Origin of the sequence: Citrobacter sp. Cpo074 (assembly GCF_030332745.1) — a bacterium.
GTDB lineage: Bacteria > Pseudomonadota > Gammaproteobacteria > Enterobacterales > Enterobacteriaceae > Citrobacter > Citrobacter portucalensis.
Window position 1 is genome coordinate 1 of the sequence record NZ_JAOWHG010000035.1, and the last position, 20421, is coordinate 20421.

Here is a 20421-nt window from a genome sequence, read left to right on the forward strand (position 1 = left end):
TGGAGGCGCATTATAGGGAGTTTCCTGCGGCCCGCAACCCTTAAATGACAGAAAAATGACTGACTGCTGCATTCCACAGCAAAACCCCGCCTTATACCCATTTACACACAGAGTTATCCACAATCGTAAGGAAATTATCTGTAAGCGTCCCTGAAAAGGGAGAGAATCGGTATGAAAACCTCTATATAGAAAGAAATTCACTCTACGCTATATAAAGAAGAAGGACTGACAACTTAAGCGCCATAATCCCTACCACCTTTGAATTACGCACCCCATCAGGCAATAATACCCGCACAAACCGTGATTTCAGGACCGTGATGAGATACTCCCTGCAACGTACTGCTATACGTAAACGCCCGATGAAGCTTGGCACCACCGTGATCCTCATGGTTAGTGCAGTACTCTTCTCCGTGCTGCTTGTCGTTCATCTGATTTATTTCTCGCAGATCAGCAACATGACGCGCGATGCATTAGCGAGTAAAGCTCTTGCGGTCGCGCGAACGCTAGCCAACTCTCCGGAGATCCGCCAGGGGCTAATGAAAAAGCCCGAGGAAAGCGGCATTCAGGCGATTGCCCAGGCGGTGAATAAGAGCAACGACTTTTTGTTCATCGTCGTCACTGATATGCAAAGCATTCGTTACTCCCATCCCGAAGCGCAGCGAATCGGTCAGCCATTTAAAGGTGATGACATATTGCTGGCCCTGCAGGGTAAAGAGAATGTCGCCATTAATCGCGGATTCCTGGCTAAAGCTCTACGTGTATTTACTCCTATCTATGACGAACATCACCGGCAGATTGGCGTGGTGTCGATCGGCCTTGAGCTAAGCCGGGTGACTGAGCAGATCAATAACAGCCGCGGCAGCATCTTTTGGTCCATCTTATTTGGTGTACTGGTTGGGCTACTCGGCACATGGGTATTTGTCAAAGTCCTCAAGCGCATTCTGTTTGGCCTGGAGCCTTATGAAATCTCCAATCTGTTCGAACAACGCCAGGCGATGCTGCACTCTATAAAGGAAGGTGTTATTGCCGTTGACGAGTGCGGTGAGGTGACGCTGATTAACCAGGCGGCGCAGGAGCTGCTGGATTATCACAAATCACAAGATGATGCCCAGCTCTCCACACTCAGCCATGCGTGGTCACAAGTGGTCGATTTTTCACAGGTACTACATGACGGAACGCCGCGCCGCGATGAAGAGATCATGGTGAAGGATCGGCTACTCTTAATTAACACGGTCCCGGTACTCAGCAACGGTAAAATCATCGGTGCCATTTCAACCTTCAGAGATAAGACTGAAGTCCGAAAGCTTATGCAACGTCTGGATGGTATGGTCAACTATGCCGACGCACTTCGTGAACGATCCCACGAATTCATGAATAAATTGCACGTGATTCTGGGATTATTGCATCTGAAAAGTTATAAGCAGCTTGAAAATTACATCCTGAAGACCGCAAACAATTATCAGGAAGAAATTGGCTCACTGTTAGGAAAAATAAAATCACCGGTGATCGCAGGATTTTTACTCAGTAAGATTAATCGCACATCTGATTTAGGCCATAGTCTGGTCATTAGCAATGAAAGCCAGTTACCGGAAAATAGCAACGAAGATCAGGTGGCGGTGCTGATTACCGTTCTGGGGAATCTGATTGAAAACGCCCTGGAAGCGCTAGGTCAAGAACCTGGTGGTGAGATCAGCGTATCCTTGCATTATCGACACGGCTGGTTGCATTGCGAAGTGAATGACGATGGTCCGGGGATTGCCCCCGAAAACATTGAGCACATCTTTGAGAAGGGCGTTTCGTCAAAAGGAACCGAACGGGGCGTTGGTTTAGCGCTTGTTAAACAACAGGTTGAAAACGTTGGCGGTAATATTTCCGTCGAGTCTGAACCAGGGATCTTCACCCAATTTTTTGTACAGTTACCGTGGAATGGTGAGAGGGCCAGCAGATGATCAATGTCTTAATTGTCGATGACGATGCAATGGTAGCGGAATTAAACCGCCGTTATGTCGCGCAACTCTCCGGTTTTCACTGCTGCGGCACAGCCTCCACGCTGGAGAAAGCAAAAGAGATAATCTTTCATAGCGGTCATCATATCGATCTGATTTTGCTAGATATTTATATGCAAAAAGAAAACGGTCTGGACCTGCTACCGGTTCTGCACAGCGAAGGTTGCAAGTGTGATGTCATCGTCATCTCTTCCGCCGCTGATGCCACCACCATCAAAGATTCACTTCACTACGGTGTTGTTGACTACCTGATCAAACCTTTCCAGGCTTCCCGGTTTGAAGAGGCGCTCACCGGCTGGCTGCACAAGAAAAATGAGATGGACAAGCATCAGTACTATGAACAGTCTGAGCTTGACCAGCTGATTCACGGCAGCTCTTCCAATGAACAGGAAGCACGGCGCTTACCTAAAGGGTTAACGCCACAAACGTTACGCACGCTGTGTCAGTGGATTGATGAGCACCAGGATCAGGAGTTCTCCACGGATGAGCTGGCCAACGAGGTCAATATCTCGCGCGTCTCTTGCCGTAAATACCTTATCTGGCTCGTCAATTGTCACATCTTATTTACCAGCATCCATTATGGCGTGACCGGCAGACCTGTTTATCGTTATCGCGTGCAGGCTGAACACTACTCATTGCTTAAACAATATTGCCAATAAATACACTTGGGATTATTTGTTATTTGAAAGTAACAATTATTAAAATAATGAAAAATCCCAATTTCACCAGCTGGCACTGTAAAATTATAAATTTGCGTTAGATCAAATATATTTGTATCCGGCATGTTAAATGTATTATTTTAATATTGACAACCATCACACTGTTTTTAATTTCAAAATCGCTAACAAAAGTTAATTAAGTATTATCTAACTCGCAGAGTGTGTATTTTTACCCATAAAGGATTAGTCTGAAATTAACCAGACATACAAAATCTAGACTGGTAGCAATGGAGACCATGCTACGTACCATGGACACCGTACATTTTTGTGAGCAAATAAAAGTATCCGCACGCCGACCTCATCACATTATGAGATGGCGTGACCGTGATCACATAAATAATCTACTCACCCATTCTGTCGGTGGTTCACGTAATAGCGGAAAACGCAAAACAGATAAATTACAGCGTCAACCGCAGCTTTCCATGCCCAGCTCTGCTTCCCATCGCCTGAGGATTTTCTCCTCTGATCAAAGCCACAGAAAAAAGCTAAATATTTCCATAAATTTGAAAAAACATTCTAGCAAGACATTTGAACATTAATCGCAAATACGGACATATCGAATACTGACCATTTTTTGATGCTTATTCTGGCAAAAAAGAATGTGGCACAGATCCATTTTTCAAAAAATTGACTGGGTTTTTCGCGAGGGTAAATAAAATGTTATTTAGTATACAACTTCTCATAATATTAATATGTTTGTTTTATGGTGCCAGAAAGGGCGGTATCGCGCTGGGTTTATTAGGCGGTATCGGCCTGGTCATTCTGGTTTTCGTTTTCCATCTCCAGCCGGGTAAACCACCTGTAGATGTAATGCTGGTTATTATTGCCGTGGTGGCCGCATCGGCAACCTTGCAAGCCTCCGGCGGCCTTGACGTTATGCTGCAAATCGCTGAAAAGCTGCTGCGCCGTAACCCAAAATACGTTTCCATCGTCGCACCTTTCGTTACCTGCACCCTGACGATTCTCTGCGGTACAGGGCACGTGGTATACACCATCCTGCCAATCATTTATGACGTTGCCATTAAGAACAATATTCGCCCGGAACGTCCGATGGCGGCGAGTTCTATCGGTGCACAGATGGGGATTATCGCCAGCCCGGTTTCTGTAGCCGTTGTGTCACTGGTGGCAATGCTGGGTAACGTAACGTTTGAAGGCAAGCATCTCGAATTCCTCGACCTGCTCAGCATCACCATCCCGTCTACCCTGTTGGGTATCCTGGCGATCGGTATCTTCAGCTGGTTCCGTGGTAAGGATCTGGATAAAGATGAAGAGTTCCAGAAGTTCATTTCCGTACCTGAAAACCATAACTATGTGTATGGCGATACCGCCACGCTGTTAGACAAAAAGCTGCCGAAAAGCAACTGGCTGGCCATGTGGATCTTCCTGGCTGCTATCGCCGTGGTTGCCGTGCTTGGCGCGTTCTCTGAGCTGCGTCCTACCTTTAGCGGCAAACCGCTGTCAATGGTGCTGGTTATCCAGATGTTCATGCTGCTGACCGGTGCGCTGATTATTATCCTGACGAAGACCAATCCCGCTTCAATATCTAAAAACGAAGTCTTCCGTTCCGGTATGATCGCGATTGTGGCGGTGTACGGTATTGCCTGGATGGCCGAAACAATGTTCGGCGCGCACATGACAGAAATCGAAGGTGTGCTGGGCAATATGGTGAAAGAGTATCCGTGGGCCTATGCAATTGTTCTGCTGCTGGTATCCAAATTTGTAAACTCCCAGGCAGCGGCGCTGGCAGCGATTGTTCCGGTCGCGCTGGCAATCGGGGTTGATCCCGCGTACATCGTGGCTTCTGCTCCGGCATGTTACGGTTACTACATTCTGCCGACCTACCCGAGCGATCTGGCTGCAATCCAGTTTGACCGTTCCGGCACCACCCACATCGGCCGCTTCGTTATCAACCACAGCTTCATTCTGCCTGGCTTGATCGGCGTAAGCGTATCCTGTGTCTTTGGTTGGATCTTCGCCGCAATGTACGGTTTCCTGTAATCACAGTTCGCGTGCCGTCCACGTTGGTACGGCACGCCACCATGAAGACACAGAGAATTTTAAAATTCCTGAGAAAAATGAAAAGGCTGGAAGCAAATGTCAAAAGTTGAATTCACTTACCAGGCGGCTTTCCCACTGGGGGAAGACAAAACTGAGTACTACCTGCTGACATCCGATCACGTCAGCGTCGGCGAGTTTGAAGGCGAAACAATCCTGAAAGTAGCCCCTGAAGCACTTACGCTACTGGCCCAGCAAGCCTTCCACGATGCCTCCTTCATGCTCCGCCCAGAACACCAACAGCAAGTCGCCTCAATTCTCCATGATCCCGAAGCCAGCGAAAACGATAAGTACGTGGCGCTGCAGTTCCTGAGAAACTCCGAAATCGCCGCCAAAGGCGTGTTGCCAACCTGCCAGGACACCGGTACGGCAATCATCATGGGTAAAAAAGGTCAGCGTGTTTGGACCGGCGGCGGCGATGAAGCGGCGCTCTCCAAAGGCGTATTTAATACCTATATCGAAGATAACCTGCGCTACTCGCAAAACGCGGCGCTGGATATGTACAAAGAAGTGAATACCGGCACCAACCTGCCCGCACAGATCGATCTGTACAGCGTGGACGGTGACGAATACAAATTCCTGTGCGTGGCCAAAGGCGGCGGCTCAGCCAACAAAACCTATCTGTATCAGGAAACCAAAGCGCTGCTGACTCCCGGCAAACTGAAAAACTTCCTGGTTGAGAAAATGCGCACGCTGGGTACCGCAGCCTGCCCGCCATATCACATCGCATTCGTTATTGGCGGTACGTCAGCGGAAAGCACCCTCAAAACGGTGAAGCTGGCCAGCACACACTACTATGACGCGCTGCCGACTGAAGGTAATGCTCACGGCCAGGCGTTCCGCGATCTGCAACTGGAACAAGAACTGCTGGAAGAAGCGCAAAAACTCGGCCTTGGTGCTCAGTTCGGCGGGAAATACTTCGCACATGATATCCGCGTGATCCGCCTGCCTCGCCACGGCGCATCCTGCCCGGTTGGTATGGGCGTTTCTTGCTCCGCAGACCGTAACATCAAGGCCAAGATCAACCGCGAAGGGATCTGGATTGAAAAACTGGAACATAACCCAGGTCAGTACATTCCAGAATCTCTGCGCCAGGCGGGCGAAGGCGAAGTGGTTAAAGTTGACCTTAACCGCCCAATGAAAGAGATCCTCGCCCAGCTCTCTCAGTACCCGGTTTCTACTCGTCTGTCACTGAGCGGTACTATCATTGTTGGTCGTGACATTGCCCACGCGAAGTTAAAAGAACGTATTGAGTCCGGCGAAGGTCTGCCGCAGTACGTGAAAGATCATCCGATCTACTACGCGGGTCCGGCCAAAACACCTGCAGGCTACCCGTCCGGTTCTTTAGGTCCAACCACCGCGGGTCGTATGGACTCCTACGTTGACCTGTTGCAGTCTCACGGCGGCAGCATGATCATGCTGGCAAAAGGTAACCGTAGCCAACAGGTGACTGACGCCTGCCACAAACACGGCGGCTTCTACTTGGGCAGCATTGGTGGACCGGCAGCGGTACTGGCGCAGCAGAGCATTAAGCATCTGGAATGCGTGGAATACCCGGAGCTGGGTATGGAAGCTATCTGGAAAATCGAAGTAGAAGATTTCCCGGCTTTCATTCTGGTCGATGACAAAGGCAACGATTTCTTCCAGCAAATCGTCAGCAAACAATGCGCTAACTGCGCGAAGTAACCCATTCGGCCCGGCACTGGACTGGCACTAAATTTTTGGCGTCAGTCCAGCGATCCCCCCGGGCCAACTTTATCCCCCCATTTACTGGTATTGAATTTTTGCCGTTCACAGGGAATAGTGACCTTTTCCATTACGTGTGAATTCGCAATGCTCCGCACTCTGAACCCCACAATCTTGCGCACCGGCGCATTGATCCTGGCGCTGATTCTTATCTACACCGGTATCTCTGCCTCGGAGAAAATCACCTGGCTGATGGAAGTCACGCCAGTCATTATTGTCGTCCCGCTGTTACTGGCAACCATGAAGCAGTACCCATTGACGCCGCTGCTTTATACGTTGATTTTCTTGCACGCCATCATTCTGATGGTAGGCGGGATGTATACCTACGCCAAAGTCCCCGTCGGTTTTCAGGTTCAGGAATGGCTGGATCTCAGTCGAAACCCCTATGACAAGCTGGGCCACTTCTTCCAGGGACTGGTACCAGCCCTGACGGCAAGAGAGATTTTAGTGCGCGGCAATATTGTCCGCGGTCGTAAGATGCTGGCATTTTTGGTCTGCTGCGTAGCACTGGCGATTAGCGCAATGTATGAACTGATCGAATGGTGGGCGGCGCTGGCAATGGGACAAGGTGCGGATGACTTCCTTGGCACGCAAGGTGACCCGTGGGATACCCAGTCGGACATGTTCTGCGCCCTGCTCGGTGCGTTAACAACGGTCCTCGCGTTAGCGGGCTGGCACAATCGGCAGTTGAAAACGGCCGGAGAGCGCTAACGCTTCTCCGGCAATCTACATTACCTACTGCGATACTTGATAACCAGAATCGGCAAGGCGAACAACAGTGTCAGAAAGTTCGCCATGCTGACGGCAGTATCTTCAATCAATAATCCGTAAATCAGCCACAAAACCAGCCCGCACACAAACATCACATACATCAAACCGGAGATGCCTTGCGTATTGCGGGTGGTAATAACCTTAATGGCTTGCGGCAAGAAAGAGAGCGTCGTCAGGCTGGCCGCCAAATATCCAATCAACGAATGCCATTCCATCGCTACGCCTTCACATCGCCTGGAGCCACTACCGCAATAGCCGGGATATCCGGTTGCTCATGGTGCTGCGGCACCTTGCGATACTTATCCAGTAAATGGATCTGGATCCTGCGCAGGGTGTCGCCATTCAGTCGATAAAAGCGGAAATACAGGACTAAGGTCACCACAAAAAAGAGTGCGGGTAGCGCTATCATAATAAACTGCATGCCAACGATGGTTTCAGCAGACTGCGCGACATTTGGCGCGTAATTAATCACCCCGAGTATCAACGCGATAAAGAAAGCGGCAAATGCTGACCCACCTTTTACCACCATTGTCTGCACCGAATAAGCGATACTTTCACAACGAACATTAAGTTTGTATTCGCCGTAATCAACGGTATCTGCCACCATAATGACCTGCAACACCCAGAAAAGCGCCGAACCAATATTCAGTAAAACACCCGCTATAACAATCAGTAAGATATTATGGAAATCTGCCAGCGCCATCACCAGTAGTACGCTACAGCTAAGCACCGGCAACACCGATGCCCCAGCCCACAAGATCCGTCGTGACAACGCGTTTACCAGCCGAGGAAAGAAAATCAGCGTCAGCAGGTTTGCCGCACCTGCGTAAGACATGTAGTACGGGAAGAGACTTGCATCGCCAATGACGTAGGTAAAATAGTAAATGGCAAAGCCTGCAATGATATTGGATGCAATATTGTAAGCCAGTGCCATACCTAACAGGCAGGATAGCTGGTCATTTTTATAGATAAGCCCAACGATCGCTTTCAACCCAATACGGCTGCTGTCTGCCGTGGCCTCACTGTCTGACGAATAAACCTCATGCACATTCCGCAGCGTCACAACGGTGGAAACGATAAAGAACGCGATGAGAATTAGCGTAAACATCTGAAAACCAAAACCGCGATCTGCTCCGCCAACATAGCTCACAAAAGGCAGCGTCACGCCTGCGGTAACAAACCCAGAAAGACTGGCGAAGAAACGGGGGTACGGCACCAGTTGTTCACGCTCGCGTTTATCCAGCGTAATGGTTGGCACCAGTGACCAGAATGGAATATCCATAATGGTGTAGGTCATTCCCCATAATATATACGTCACGCAAACAAATACGACCTGCGCAGTACCCTCAAAAAGATGTGCGCTAAAAAGCAAAAACAGCACCAATGAGTTCGCCAGCGTACCGAGTAAGATCCAGGGTTTAAATTTTCCCCAGCGCGATCGGGTGGCGTTCACAATCCAGCCCATGATGGGATCGTTTACCGCATCCCAGATCCTTGCAGCCAGGAACAACGTTCCGACCAGCCCCACCGATAATCCCACCACGTCGGTGTAGTAATACATCAGGTACATGTACACAATACCGATGGCGAAATCCTTACCAAACGCTCCAAATCCATAACTGAGTTTTGTTGTCAGAGATATGCTCATAGGGTATCGGGTCGCTGTTACCAGCGCCCGCCTTCTGTAAGAGGAAACGTCAGAGGTTAAACGCCGGATACAATGCCCGGCGTGATTGTGTATTAACGGTGCAGCCAGGCCGGCAGCCAGTCGCCGTGAGACGCGATCAGGTCGTCCACCAGCGCATAAATCTCTTCAATCCCCAGTACCGCGGCGGTATGCGGATCCATCATCGCTGCGTGATAAACGCGATCGCGATTCTCCGTCAGGATGGCTTCCGTTAGCAGGGTCTGAACATTGATATTGGTTTGCATCATGGCCGCCAAATGTGACGGGAGAGTCCCGACTTTCGTTGGCTGAATACCATTCGCATCAACCAGACAAGCGACTTCAACGCAGCAGCCTTGCGGCAGGTTATCGATCAGATTGTCATTGCGAACGTTGCCATACACGACGCTCGGTTCACCGGTCCAGATAGCGTTCATGATAGTGCTGGCATATTCGCGCGACGGTTTAATGTCGATCCGCTCAGCCGTTTTGTACTCTTCCAGCTCTTTTTTCCAGTTCGCCAACTGTTCCACACAACGTTTCGGATATTCATCCAATGGCACCTTATAGCGCTCAATCAGATCTTCACGCCCCGGTTTGATAAACCACGGCGTATATTCAGCGAAGTGCTCCGACGATTCGGTGACGAAATACCCCAGTTTTTTGAACATTTCATAGCGCACAATGTTCTGGCAACGGGTATTTCCGTGAATATTTGGTTTCGGCGCCTGACCGGATTCATAGGCCGCCAGCAGCTCCGGGTAGAGATTCACATAGGCACCGTCCGCCGTTTTGCGCTCCAGCTCCAGATAAAACGCCATATGGTTGATCCCGGCACTGCGATAGCGCAAAGAAGCAGGGTCGATGTTCAGATCGCGGGCCAACTCCTCCGCCGTCCCCTGCACCGAATGACACAACCCAACCTGCTTAATATGCGGATAGCGCGCATACATTGCCCAGGTGTTCATTGCCATCGGGTTAACGTAGTTAAGCATTGTGGCCTGCGGACAAACTTCGGTCATATCCTCACAAATCTGCCATAAATGCGGGATGGTACGCAGCGCGCGCATGATGCCGCCCGGCCCCAGCGTGTCGGCAATCGTCTGCTCCAGGCCATGGCGTTTACACACCGTAAAATCGGTGACGGTACAAGGTTCATAGCCGCCGATCTGGAAAGCGACCACCACAAAATCAGCATCCTGTAATGCTGCTTTTTGATCGGTATAGCAGGTGATTCGTCCAGACGCGCCCGCAGAATCCATCAACTTGCGCACAACAACGTGTGATTCTTCCAGACGCGTAGGATCGAGATCCATCAAGGCGATATGCGCAGATTTAAGCGCATCGCGGTGAAAGACGTCCCCAAGAATATTTTTGACGAAAATCGTGGAACCGGCGCCGATAAAGGTAATTTTGGGTGCAGACATCATGACTCTCCAGAACATTAGTGAACACAGTCATGGTGGCACAGCGCATAGATGAAAACCTCCGACTTCCCTGCTGAGCATTCCCATAAACTCAGATCATCACTCTGCGCCCTATTGGATCTGAGTTTATGGGACAAAATCACCCAAAAAGCAGAGTATGCGGCCGCAAAATGTCGCTATGCTCAATGGTAACGGTCCAATTTGTGTCCTGATTCTCAGCCTTAATACGTGTTAAATGACATGATTCTGATAATTCAGGAAATGGAGCAACCATGAGTACATTACCGACATCGCCTCTCCCTCCCGATCCGCACATGTGCAGTAGCGATGAAGAACAAACCCGCAGCCCGCTATCGCTGTACTCAGAATATCAACGGATGGATATCGAGTTGCGCTCACCGCATGCTATGCCTGCCAGCCACTGGCATGGGCAGGTAGAGATCAATGTTCCGTTTGATGGTGACGTCGAGTACCTTATCAACAACGAAGTCGTGCAGATAAAACAGGGACACATCACGCTATTCTGGGCCTGTACACCGCATCAGCTCACGCGTCCGGGCAGCTGCCAAAGTATGGCTATCTTCAATTTACCGATGCACCTTTTCCTCTCCTGGCCGCTGGATCGCGAGCTGATCAACCATGTTACCCATGGAATGGTCATCAAATCGCTGGCGTCGCAGCAGTTGAGCACCTTTGAGGTTCAGCGCTGGCAACAGGAACTGAGCAACCCGAACGAACAAATTCGCCAGCTCGCCATTGATGAAATTGGTCTGATGCTCAAACGGTTTAGCCTTTCCGGTTGGCAGCCTATCCTGGTCAATAAAACCTCGCGGACCCACAAAAACAGCGTGTCGAGGCACGCCCAGTTTTACGTCAGCCAAATGCTGAGCTTTATTGCCGACAACTACGATCAGGCGCTCACCATCAACGACGTCGCGGAACACGTGAAGCTCAACGCCAACTATGCGATGGGGATTTTCCAACGCGTAATGCAACTCACCCTGAAGCAGTACATCACGGCAATGCGGATTAATCACGTCCGCGCATTGCTTAGCGATACCGATAAAACCATTCTCGACGTTGCGTTGACCGCCGGATTCCGATCCAGCAGCCGTTTTTATGACACCTTCAGCAAGTTTGTCGGCATGTCGCCGCAGCAGTACCGCAAACTAAGCCAGCAGCATCGGCAAACAATCGCTGGTTGATATCATTCGGCAATATCAGTATCAGCCAAAAAAATATTCCCCCTGTCGATAAACGGCGGTGAAAAACCGCCAACAAGCAAACATAACCTACTGTTTAAAAACAAATTAAACACAAATCAGACTATTTTTTACCCGCTTTACAGCCCATTTTGACAGGATAATACTTGCCTGCGTCACATTCATACGGTGTGTCTGCAATTCATAGATTGCAACCTTTCCACAACCGGGTAAAAGATGATGAAAGTATTAATTGTTGAAAGTGAGTTTCTGCATCAGGACACCTGGGTCGGTAGCGCTGTCGAACGTCTGGCTGACGCATTAAGCCGCCAAAATGTTACCGTCATTAAGTCCACCTCATTCGACGATGGTTACGCAATCCTCGCCGCCAATGAAGCCATTGATTGTCTGATGTTCAGCTATCAAATGGAACAACAAGACGAGCACCTGAACGTCAGGCAATTGATCGGCAAGCTCCACGAGCGCCAGCAAAACGTACCTGTTTTCCTGCTGGGCGATCGCGAAAAAGCCACCGCATCGCTGGATCGCGACCTGCTGGAGCTTGTCGATGAATTCGCCTGGATTCTGGAAGATACCGCAGACTTTATCGCCGGTCGCGCCGTTGCGGCGATGACCCGCTACCGCCAACAACTTCTGCCACCGCTGTTCAGCGCGCTGATGAAGTACGGCGACATCCATGAATACTCCTGGGCAGCACCGGGTCACCAGGGCGGCGTCGGATTCACCAAAACGCCAGCCGGTCGTTTCTACCATGATTACTATGGTGAAAACTTATTCCGTAGCGACATGGGTATTGAACGTGCATCGCTCGGCTCGCTGCTGGATCATACCGGCGCGTTTGGCGAGAGCGAAAAATATGCCGCCCGCGTGTTTGGCGCTGATCGCTCCTGGTCCGTGGTGGTCGGGACTTCCGGCTCTAACCGCACCATCATGCAGGCTTGTATGACCGACAACGACGTCGTGGTGCTGGATCGTAACTGCCATAAATCCATCGAGCAGGGGCTTATCCTCACCGGGGCAAAACCGGTGTACATGGTGCCAAGCCGCAACCGGTACGGCATTATCGGGCCTATCTACCCGCAGGAAATGCAGCCTGAAACATTGCAGAAAAAGATCAGCGAAAGCCCGCTGACCAAAGGTAAAGCCGGGCAAAAACCGTCTTACAGCGTTGTGACCAACTGTACCTACGACGGTGTTTGCTACAACGCCAAAGAGGCCCAGGACCTGCTCGCGCAAACCAGCGATCGCATCCACTTCGATGAGGCCTGGTACGGCTATGCTCGCTTCAACCCAATTTACGCCGATCACTACGCCATGCGTGGCGCGCCGGGCGATCATAACGGTCCTACCGTTTTTGCCACCCACTCGACCCACAAACTGCTGAATGCGCTTTCTCAGGCATCTTACATTCACGTTCGTGAAGGTCGTGGGGCCGTGAACTTCTCCCGCTTTAACCAGGCGTACATGATGCACGCCACTACCTCTCCGCTGTATGCCATCTGCGCCTCAAACGACGTGGCGGTTTCCATGATGGACGGTAACAGCGGCCTGTCGCTCACCCAGGAAGTGATCGACGAAGCGGTCGATTTCCGTCAGGCCATGGCGCGGTTGTACAAAGAATTCACCGCCGAAGGCGACTGGTTCTTCAAACCGTGGAACAAAGAGATTGTGACCGATCCGCAGACCGGCAAAACCTATGACTTTGCCGATGCGCCAACCCAACTCCTGACCACCGACCAGAACTGCTGGGTAATGCGCCCGGGTGAATCCTGGCACGGATTTAAAGACCTGCCGGATAACTGGAGCATGCTGGACCCGATCAAAGTCAGCATTCTGGCTCCGGGGATGGGCGACGATGGTGAACTGGAAGAGAACGGCGTACCGGCTGCACTGGTCACCGCCTGGCTTGGCCGCCACGGCATCGTGCCGACCCGTACCACCGATTTCCAGATTATGTTCCTGTTCTCCATGGGGATTACCCGCGGGAAATGGGGCACACTGATCAACACGTTGTGCTCTTTCAAACACCATTACGATGCCAATACCCCGCTGGCACAGGTGATGCCAGAACTGGTTGAGGAACATCCAGACACTTACGCCAACATGGGCATTCACGATCTGGGCGACACCATGTTCGCCTGGCTGAAAGAGAACAACCCTGGCGCACGTCTTAACGCGGCCTACTCCGGCCTGCCTGTTGCTGAAATCACCCCGCGTGAAGCCTATAACGCGATAGTCAGCGATAACGTTGAGATGGTGGCCATTGAAAATCTGCCGGGTCGTATAGCCGCGAATTCCGTTATTCCTTACCCACCAGGAATTCCGATGCTGCTGTCCGGGGAAAACTTTGGCGACGCCAATAGCCCGCAGATTAGTTATCTACGTTCGTTGCAGTCCTGGGACCACCACTTCCCTGGATTTGAACATGAAACCGAAGGAACGGAAATTATTGACGGTGTGTACCACGTTATGTGCGTGAAAGCATAATGTCGTTTTATAGATAGTCCGATGTTTAAGGTAGACATGTCATGCTTGAGTAATTCCTGAGTATTGCTGCAAAACAATAACATTGTCATACCTTTTTGCGCGGGACCACCCCGCGCTTTTTTTATACGCAAATAGCGCCTTTCCACTTGCGTACAAAAATGTGTACATAAGAAAAATCCCGCCAAACATTGTAATTAATTTCAGACACGTTATTTTATTGCAGTCCTGGTTTCATCATACAATTTCAATTTAGCCGATTTGGCTCATCTGATGTTGAGCTACGGTGTTTTATGTTCATATTCCTGGAGTTGGGTATGAGGCTTTGCAGCAAAGAAGCTTGTGTTGTTGTATTAACGGAGAAGGATGTTTGGTTAAGGATTAACGGTAAAGAAGCCATCAGTTTAAAAGCTAATCATATGGCGCTGGTGGCATGCGATAATAATATTATCGATTTCTCATCACTTAATAACGCATTGGTCGTACATATCAGCCGCGATATCATTAAAGATTATCTGCGCTTTTTAAATAAAGACCTTTCACAGATCCCACTCTGGCAACGCAGTGCCAGCCCAGTGATGACCGCCGCGTGTCTGACGCCGGATGTCTTCAGGGTGGCTGCCCAACACAGCGTAATGGACACAGTGAACGAAGCTGAAAGAGAGCGTACGCGCTCGCTACTGTTCACGGTGTTATCACGCTTTCTCGACAGCAAAAAGTTTATTTCTTTGCTCATGTATATGCTGCGCAACTGTATCAGCGATAGCGTTTATCACATTATTGAGAGCGATATACATAAAGACTGGAATTTAAGCATGGTTGCCAGTTGCTTATGCCTGAGTCCCAGTTTGTTAAAGAAAAAGCTCAAAAGTGAAAATACAAGTTACAGCCAAATAATTACCACATGTCGCATGCGATATGCCGTCAATCAATTACTGATGGACGGCAAAAACATTTCTCAGGTCTCTCAACTGTGTGGATATAACAGTACCTCATACTTTATCTCCGTATTCAAAGAGTTCTATGGGATGACGCCTCTGCATTATGTGAGTCAACATAGGGAGCCATCCGCCGCCTGATTTTTAATCAGTTAGCGATAAGCCATAATAATATCAGCATTAGCGATACCCCAGCTCCGTCATCATTAAACAGACTTTTGACGAGGTATGATAAGGCGTCATTTATCCTTATCAGGAGTTAAAAAATATGTCGACGGATGCTGATGCTCACAAAGTGGGCTTAATCCCCGTCACCCTTATGGTGTCGGGGAATATTATGGGTTCCGGTGTATTCCTGCTACCCGCAAACCTTGCGTCAACTGGCGGGATTGCAATCTACGGATGGTTGGTCACGATTATCGGTGCTCTGGCACTGTCGATGGTGTACGCCAAAATGTCGTCCTTAGACTCCAGTCCCGGTGGTTCTTATGCTTACGCCCGCCGCTGCTTCGGTCCTTTTTTGGGCTACCAGACCAACGTGCTGTACTGGCTGGCCTGCTGGATTGGTAACATCGCCATGGTGGTCATTGGCGTCGGTTACCTGAGCTACTTCTTCCCCATCTTAAAAGATCCGCTGGTCCTGACGCTAACCTGCGTCGTAGTGCTGTGGATCTTCGTATTACTGAACATTGTCGGACCGAAAATGATCACCCGCGTGCAGGCCGTCGCAACGGTACTGGCACTGGTGCCAATTGTCGGGATTGCCGTCTTCGGCTGGTTCTGGTTCCGCGGTGAAACCTATATGGCAGCCTGGAACGTCAGCGGGATGAACACCTTCGGCGCGATTCAAAGCACTCTGAACGTCACCTTGTGGTCATTTATCGGGGTGGAAAGCGCCTCCGTTGCGGCTGGCGTGGTTAAAAATCCCAAACGTAACGTACCTATCGCTACCATGGGCGGCGTGCTGATTGCCGCTGTTTGCTACGTGCTCTCCACCACCGCAATCATGGGTATGATCCCTAACGCGGCGCTGCGTGTATCAGCCTCTCCGTTCGGTGATGCCGCACGTATGGCGCTGGGTGACACCGCTGGGGCGATAGTTTCCTTCTGTGCTGCTGCCGGGTGTCTTGGTTCTCTGGGCGGCTGGACGCTGCTTGCCGGGCAAACCGCCAAAGCCGCAGCCGATGACGGCCTGTTCCCACCAATTTTTGCCCGCGTGAACAAAGCCGGTACGCCAGTGGCCGGGTTAATTATCGTCGGCATCCTGATGACCATCTTCCAGTTCAGCAGCATGTCGCCGAACGCAGCAAAAGAGTTTGGTCTGGTCTCTTCGGTCTCCGTTATCTTCACCCTGGTGCCGTATCTGTATACCTGCGCCGCGCTGCTGCTGCTCGGCCATGGCCACTTTGGTAAAGCACGCCCGATGTACTTACTGGTGACCTTTATCGCCTTTGTCTACTGCATCTGGGCGGTTGTCGGTTCCGGCGCCAAAGAAGTGATGTGGTCGTTCGTCACGCTGATGATCATCACTGCGCTGTACGCACTGAACTACAACCGGATCCATAAAAACCCGTATCCACTGGATGCCCCGGTGAACAATAACTAACTTAAGCAATCGTCATTGCCCGATGGCGTCAGTTCATCGGGCCTCCGCTGCCTCGCTGATATTCGAGAAATCAACATTAAGAACTTAAGGTTGGCTTAACTTTACTTTGAGAGGATTTGTGCCACTTAGTCGATGGAACCCCCTTAATGTTAAAGCTCTTGTTTAAAAGGCCCACTCTCGGGCTAATCAGCTGGCTCCTGCTGATCTCATTTTATCTTGCGACCTTCCTGAACATTGCGTTCTATAAACAAGTGCTGCAAGACCTGCCTCTGGACTCTGTGCGTAACGTGCTGGTGTTTTTATCAATGCCGGTGGTCGCGTTCAGCGTCATGAACATCGTGCTGACGCTGGCCTCATTCCTGTGGCTTAATCGCCTGGTGGCGTGCATTTTCATTCTGGTTGGCGCATCGGCCCAATATTTCATCATGACCTACGGCATCATCATCGACCGCTCGATGATCGCCAATATGATGGACACTACGCCCGCCGAAACCTTTGCTTTGCTGACGCCGCAAATGCTCATCACGCTCGGGGTGAGCGGCATTCTGGCCGCGCTCATTGCCTGCTGGGTAAAAATTAAACCGATCACGCCAGTCATGCGCAGCATACTGTTTCGTGGCGCGAACATTCTGATCTCCGCGCTGCTGATCGTGCTGGTTGCTGCATTCTTCTATAAAGATTACGCCTCACTGTTTCGCAACAACAAAGAACTGGTGAAATCCCTCAGTCCATCCAACAGCATTGTGGCGACGTCATCCTGGTATTCACACCAGCGACTGGCCCACCTGCCGCTGGTGCGCATTGGCGAAGATGCCCATCGCAATCCGTTGATGGTGAAAGAAAAGCGTAAGAACCTGACGATTGTGGTTCTCGGCGAGACCTCGCGCGGCGATAACTTCTCGCTGTCAGGCTACTCGCGCCAGACCAACCCGCTGCTGGAAAAAGATGATGTGGTCTATTTCCCCCGCACCACATCCTGCGGAACGGCAACGGCAGTATCAGTACCCTGCATGTTCTCGGATATGCCACGCGCGCACTACGACGAAGAACTGGCACAGCATCAGGAAGGCGTACTCGACATCATTCAGCGGGCGGGAATTAACGTTCTGTGGAACGATAACGACGGCGGCTGCAAAGGAGCCTGTGATCGGGTTCCACACCAGAATATGACTAAGCTGAACCTGCCAGGGCAGTGTATTGACGGTGAATGCTACGATGAAGTCCTGTTCCACGGGCTGGAAGAGTACATTAATAACCTGCAAGGCGACGGGGTGATTGTGTTGCACACCATCGGCAGCCACGGTCCGACCTATTACAACCGCTATCCTGCGCAGTTTAAGAAATTTACGCCAACCTGCGATACCAACGAAATCCAGACCTGTTCGCAGCAACAGTTGGTCAATACTTACGACAACACCATTCTTTACGTTGACTATATTGTTGATAAAGCGATCAATATACTGAAAGAACACCAGGATAATTTCACCACCAGCCTGGTCTATCTTTCCGATCACGGCGAATCCTTAGGGGAAAATGGCGTCTATTTGCACGGCCTGCCGTATTCGATTGCACCAGATACGCAAAAACATGTGCCGATGCTGCTGTGGCTCTCCGAGGATTATCAGCAACGCTATCAGGTCTCTCAGACATGTTTGCAAAAACGGGCAAGCTCAGAAGACTTCTCGCAGGATAATCTCTTCTCAACTCTGCTGGGATTAACGGGCGTGCAAACACAGAAATATCAGGCGGCAGATGATATTCTGCAACCCTGCCGGGGAGGCTAAACGAATGAAAATTCTGATTGTTGAAGACGATACGTTGTTATTACAGGGACTGATACTCGCTGCGCAAACAGAAGGCTACGCCTGTGATGGCGTGTCAACCGCCCGTGCAGCCGAGCAGTGTCTGGAGACCGGACATTACAGTCTGGTTGTTCTGGACCTGGGCTTGCCGGATGAAGACGGTTTGCACTTCCTGACCCGCATCAGACAGAAGAAATACTCTCTCCCCGTGCTGATCCTCACCGCCCGTGACACGCTCAAAGACCGGGTCAGCGGGCTGGATGTGGGTGCCGATGACTATCTGGTCAAACCGTTCGCACTGGAAGAACTGCACGCCCGCATCCGGGCACTTCTGCGTCGCCACAACAATCAGGGTGAAAGTGAATTAATTGTCAGCAATCTGACGCTGAATATCGGTCGTCGCCAGGTGTGGATGGACGGACAAGAGGTTATCTTAACGCCGAAAGAATACGCGCTCCTGTCACGCCTGATGCTCAAAGCGGGCAGCCCGGTACACCGGGAAATTTTGTATAACGACATCTACAGCTGGGATAACGAACCGTCTACCAACACGCTGGAAGTGCACATTCACAATCTGCGCGATAAAGTGGGGAAATCACGTATCCGCACGGTCAGGGGATTTGGCTATATGCTGGTCGCCACTGAGGAAAGCTAAGTGAAGCTGCTGCAATATCTCAAACAACCACTCCCGCTTCGTCATCGTTTAATGCTGACGATTGGTCTTATTCTGCTGGTCTTTCAGTTGATTAGCACCTTCTGGTTGTGGCACGAAAGTACCGAGCAAATACAGTTATTCGAACAGGCGTTACGCGAAAATCGTAATAACGATCGCCACATCATGCATGAGATCCGCGAGGCCATCGCCAGCCTGATTGTCCCCGGCATCTTTATGGTCAGCCTGGCGCTGCTGATTTGCTATCAGGCGGTGCGACGAATAACCCGCCCGCTGGCAGATCTGCAAAAAGAGTTAGAGGCACGAGCAGCCGATAACCTGGCCCCGATTGAAATTCACAGCTCAACCGTTGAGATCCAGGCCGTTGTCTCAGCGCTCAATGACCTGGTAACGCGGCTGACCAGCACTATTGAAAACGAACGTTTATTTACCGCCGATGTCGCCCACGAACTGCGCACACCGCTATCAGGCGTTCGCCTGCATCTGGAATTATTATCCAAAACCCATAAGGTCGACGTTACGCCGTTGATTGCCCGCCTTGATCAAATGATGGACAGCGTATCGCAGCTGCTGCAACTCGCCCGCGTCGGGCAGTCGTTTTCAGCCGGGAGCTACCAGCATGTCAAACTGCTGGAGGACGTTATTCTGCCATCCTACGATGAACTCAGCACCATGCTGGACCAACGTAAACAGACGCTGCTCCTGCCACAAAGCGCGGCGGACGTTGTCGTGCGTGGCGATGCTACGCTGTTGCGGATGCTGCTACGAAATCTGGTGGAAAACGCGCATCGTTACAGCCCGGAAGGCACCCATATTACGATTAGCCTGAACACCGAGCATGATGCCGTCCTGGCCGTCGAAGATGAAGGGCCGGGCATTGATGAAAGTAAATGCGGGGAGTTAAGTAAAGCATTCGTCCGAATGGACAGCCGTTTTGGTGGGATTGGGCTGGGGCTGAGCATTGTCAGTCGAATCACCCAGTTACATCAGGGTCATTTCTATCTGCAAAATCGCCAGGGAGCCACCGGCACTCGCGCATGGGTGGAATTGGCGAAAGATCAGTAAGAGCTCACCCACACATACAAAAAGCTGCTGACGATCAGCACGCTGCACACGGTGGTCAAACTTTCATAAATACGGGTTTTCATGACACTCTCCTCCGAAACTATGGAGGAGAGTTTGCCTGACACAGATTAAGCCAACCTTAAGTTGATATCATAAGACACCTTATCCGGCCTACTGAGTACAATGCTGCCCGTAGGCCTGATAAACGTAGTGCCATCAGGCAATAACACGAATGCCCGG

16 protein-coding genes are annotated in these 20421 nt (G+C 50.7%); 12 read left to right on the forward strand and 4 right to left on the reverse strand.

Features of this window, described 5'->3' with window-relative positions:
- Positions 1-317: 317 nt before the first annotated feature.
- From OGX83_RS21165 to OGX83_RS21185, 5 genes are all read left to right on the forward strand, one after another.
- Positions 318-1949: a sensor histidine kinase gene (locus OGX83_RS21165; RefSeq protein WP_079935050.1), complete on the forward strand. Its 1632-nt coding sequence runs from the start codon at positions 318-320 to the stop codon at positions 1947-1949.
- Positions 1946-2665 carry a two-component system response regulator DcuR gene (gene dcuR / locus OGX83_RS21170; protein WP_008786975.1) on the forward strand — a complete coding sequence of 240 codons (720 nt, stop codon included), beginning with the start codon at positions 1946-1948 and terminating at the stop codon, positions 2663-2665. The genes OGX83_RS21165 and dcuR overlap by 4 nt, the downstream gene beginning before the upstream one ends.
- A 717-nt stretch (positions 2666-3382) precedes the next feature.
- A complete protein-coding gene (dcuB, locus tag OGX83_RS21175) occupies positions 3383-4723 on the forward strand; it encodes an anaerobic C4-dicarboxylate transporter DcuB (RefSeq protein WP_003031873.1) in 1341 nt (446 codons plus the stop codon).
- Between the two features lie 96 nt (positions 4724-4819).
- Positions 4820-6466, forward strand: coding sequence for a class I fumarate hydratase FumA (gene fumA, locus OGX83_RS21180; RefSeq protein WP_008786974.1), 1647 nt, complete (start codon positions 4820-4822; stop codon positions 6464-6466).
- Positions 6467-6613: 147 nt separating this feature from the next.
- Complete coding sequence (locus tag OGX83_RS21185) at positions 6614-7237, forward strand: DUF2238 domain-containing protein (RefSeq protein ID WP_032941584.1); 624 nt, start codon at positions 6614-6616, stop codon at positions 7235-7237.
- A gap of 20 nt (positions 7238-7257) precedes the next feature.
- On the opposite strand, the gene OGX83_RS21190 is transcribed toward OGX83_RS21185, so the two are convergent.
- From OGX83_RS21190 to melA, 3 genes are all read right to left on the reverse strand, one after another.
- Positions 7258-7512, reverse strand: coding sequence for a SemiSWEET transporter (locus OGX83_RS21190; protein WP_032942140.1), 255 nt, complete (start codon positions 7510-7512; stop codon positions 7258-7260).
- A gap of 2 nt (positions 7513-7514) precedes the next feature.
- Positions 7515-8945 (reverse strand): melibiose:sodium transporter MelB, encoded by a 1431-nt coding sequence (gene melB / locus OGX83_RS21195; RefSeq protein WP_286589092.1) that lies wholly within the window; start codon positions 8943-8945, stop codon positions 7515-7517.
- A gap of 92 nt (positions 8946-9037) precedes the next feature.
- Complete coding sequence (melA, locus tag OGX83_RS21200) at positions 9038-10393, reverse strand: alpha-galactosidase (RefSeq protein WP_008786970.1); 1356 nt, start codon at positions 10391-10393, stop codon at positions 9038-9040.
- Between the two features lie 269 nt (positions 10394-10662).
- Here melA and melR point away from each other — a divergent pair, with 269 nt between their 5' ends.
- The 7 genes from melR (at position 10663) to pmrB (ending at position 20181) form a co-directional block, all read left to right on the forward strand.
- Positions 10663-11595, forward strand: a complete 933-nt coding sequence (gene melR, locus OGX83_RS21205) for a transcriptional regulator MelR (protein ID WP_003826756.1) — start codon at positions 10663-10665, stop codon at positions 11593-11595.
- Positions 11596-11832: 237 nt separating this feature from the next.
- Positions 11833-14100, forward strand: a complete 2268-nt coding sequence (gene adiA / locus OGX83_RS21210; RefSeq protein WP_003826754.1) for an arginine decarboxylase — start codon at positions 11833-11835, stop codon at positions 14098-14100.
- Positions 14101-14414: 314 nt separating this feature from the next.
- The gene (locus OGX83_RS21215) at positions 14415-15176 is read left to right on the forward strand and encodes an AraC family transcriptional regulator (RefSeq protein WP_008786968.1); all 762 of its coding nucleotides are present in this window, start codon (positions 14415-14417) and stop codon (positions 15174-15176) included.
- A 127-nt stretch (positions 15177-15303) separates the two neighbouring features.
- On the forward strand, positions 15304-16641 hold the full coding sequence (adiC, locus tag OGX83_RS21220; RefSeq protein ID WP_003031853.1) for an arginine/agmatine antiporter: 1338 nt from the start codon (positions 15304-15306) through the stop codon (positions 16639-16641).
- 146 nt (positions 16642-16787) lie between these two features.
- Positions 16788-18425, forward strand: a complete 1638-nt coding sequence (gene eptA / locus OGX83_RS21225; protein ID WP_048236317.1) for a phosphoethanolamine transferase EptA — start codon at positions 16788-16790, stop codon at positions 18423-18425.
- 4 nt (positions 18426-18429) lie between these two features.
- Positions 18430-19098, forward strand: coding sequence for a two-component system response regulator PmrA (pmrA, locus tag OGX83_RS21230; protein ID WP_008786966.1), 669 nt, complete (start codon positions 18430-18432; stop codon positions 19096-19098).
- On the forward strand, positions 19099-20181 hold the full coding sequence (pmrB, locus tag OGX83_RS21235) for a two-component system sensor histidine kinase PmrB (RefSeq protein WP_057068398.1): 1083 nt from the start codon (positions 19099-19101) through the stop codon (positions 20179-20181).
- Here pmrB and pmrR read toward each other — a convergent pair.
- Entirely contained in the window at positions 20175-20264 is a 90-nt protein-coding gene (pmrR, locus tag OGX83_RS21240; protein WP_003826741.1) for an LpxT activity modulator PmrR, read from the reverse strand. The genes pmrB and pmrR overlap by 7 nt on opposite strands.
- Positions 20265-20421: the final 157 nt, after the last annotated feature.

Bases quoted from the DNA above. Each gene is read 5' to 3' on its own strand.
- OGX83_RS21165 (WP_079935050.1), top strand. From the start codon at position 318: ATGAGATACTCCCTGCAACGTACTGCTATACGTAAACGCCCGATGAAG.
- dcuR (WP_008786975.1), top strand. From the start codon at position 1,946: ATGATCAATGTCTTAATTGTCGATGACGATGCAATGGTAGCGGAATTA.
- dcuB (WP_003031873.1), top strand. From the start codon at position 3,383: ATGTTATTTAGTATACAACTTCTCATAATATTAATATGTTTGTTTTAT.
- fumA (WP_008786974.1), top strand. From the start codon at position 4,820: ATGTCAAAAGTTGAATTCACTTACCAGGCGGCTTTCCCACTGGGGGAA.
- OGX83_RS21185 (WP_032941584.1), top strand. From the start codon at position 6,614: ATGCTCCGCACTCTGAACCCCACAATCTTGCGCACCGGCGCATTGATC.
- OGX83_RS21190 (WP_032942140.1), bottom strand. From the start codon at position 7,512: ATGGAATGGCATTCGTTGATTGGATATTTGGCGGCCAGCCTGACGACG.
- melB (WP_286589092.1), bottom strand. From the start codon at position 8,945: ATGAGCATATCTCTGACAACAAAACTCAGTTATGGATTTGGAGCGTTT.
- melA (WP_008786970.1), bottom strand. From the start codon at position 10,393: ATGATGTCTGCACCCAAAATTACCTTTATCGGCGCCGGTTCCACGATT.
- melR (WP_003826756.1), top strand. From the start codon at position 10,663: ATGAGTACATTACCGACATCGCCTCTCCCTCCCGATCCGCACATGTGC.
- adiA (WP_003826754.1), top strand. From the start codon at position 11,833: ATGAAAGTATTAATTGTTGAAAGTGAGTTTCTGCATCAGGACACCTGG.
- OGX83_RS21215 (WP_008786968.1), top strand. From the start codon at position 14,415: ATGAGGCTTTGCAGCAAAGAAGCTTGTGTTGTTGTATTAACGGAGAAG.
- adiC (WP_003031853.1), top strand. From the start codon at position 15,304: ATGTCGACGGATGCTGATGCTCACAAAGTGGGCTTAATCCCCGTCACC.
- eptA (WP_048236317.1), top strand. From the start codon at position 16,788: ATGTTAAAGCTCTTGTTTAAAAGGCCCACTCTCGGGCTAATCAGCTGG.
- pmrA (WP_008786966.1), top strand. From the start codon at position 18,430: ATGAAAATTCTGATTGTTGAAGACGATACGTTGTTATTACAGGGACTG.
- pmrR (WP_003826741.1), bottom strand. From the start codon at position 20,264: ATGAAAACCCGTATTTATGAAAGTTTGACCACCGTGTGCAGCGTGCTG.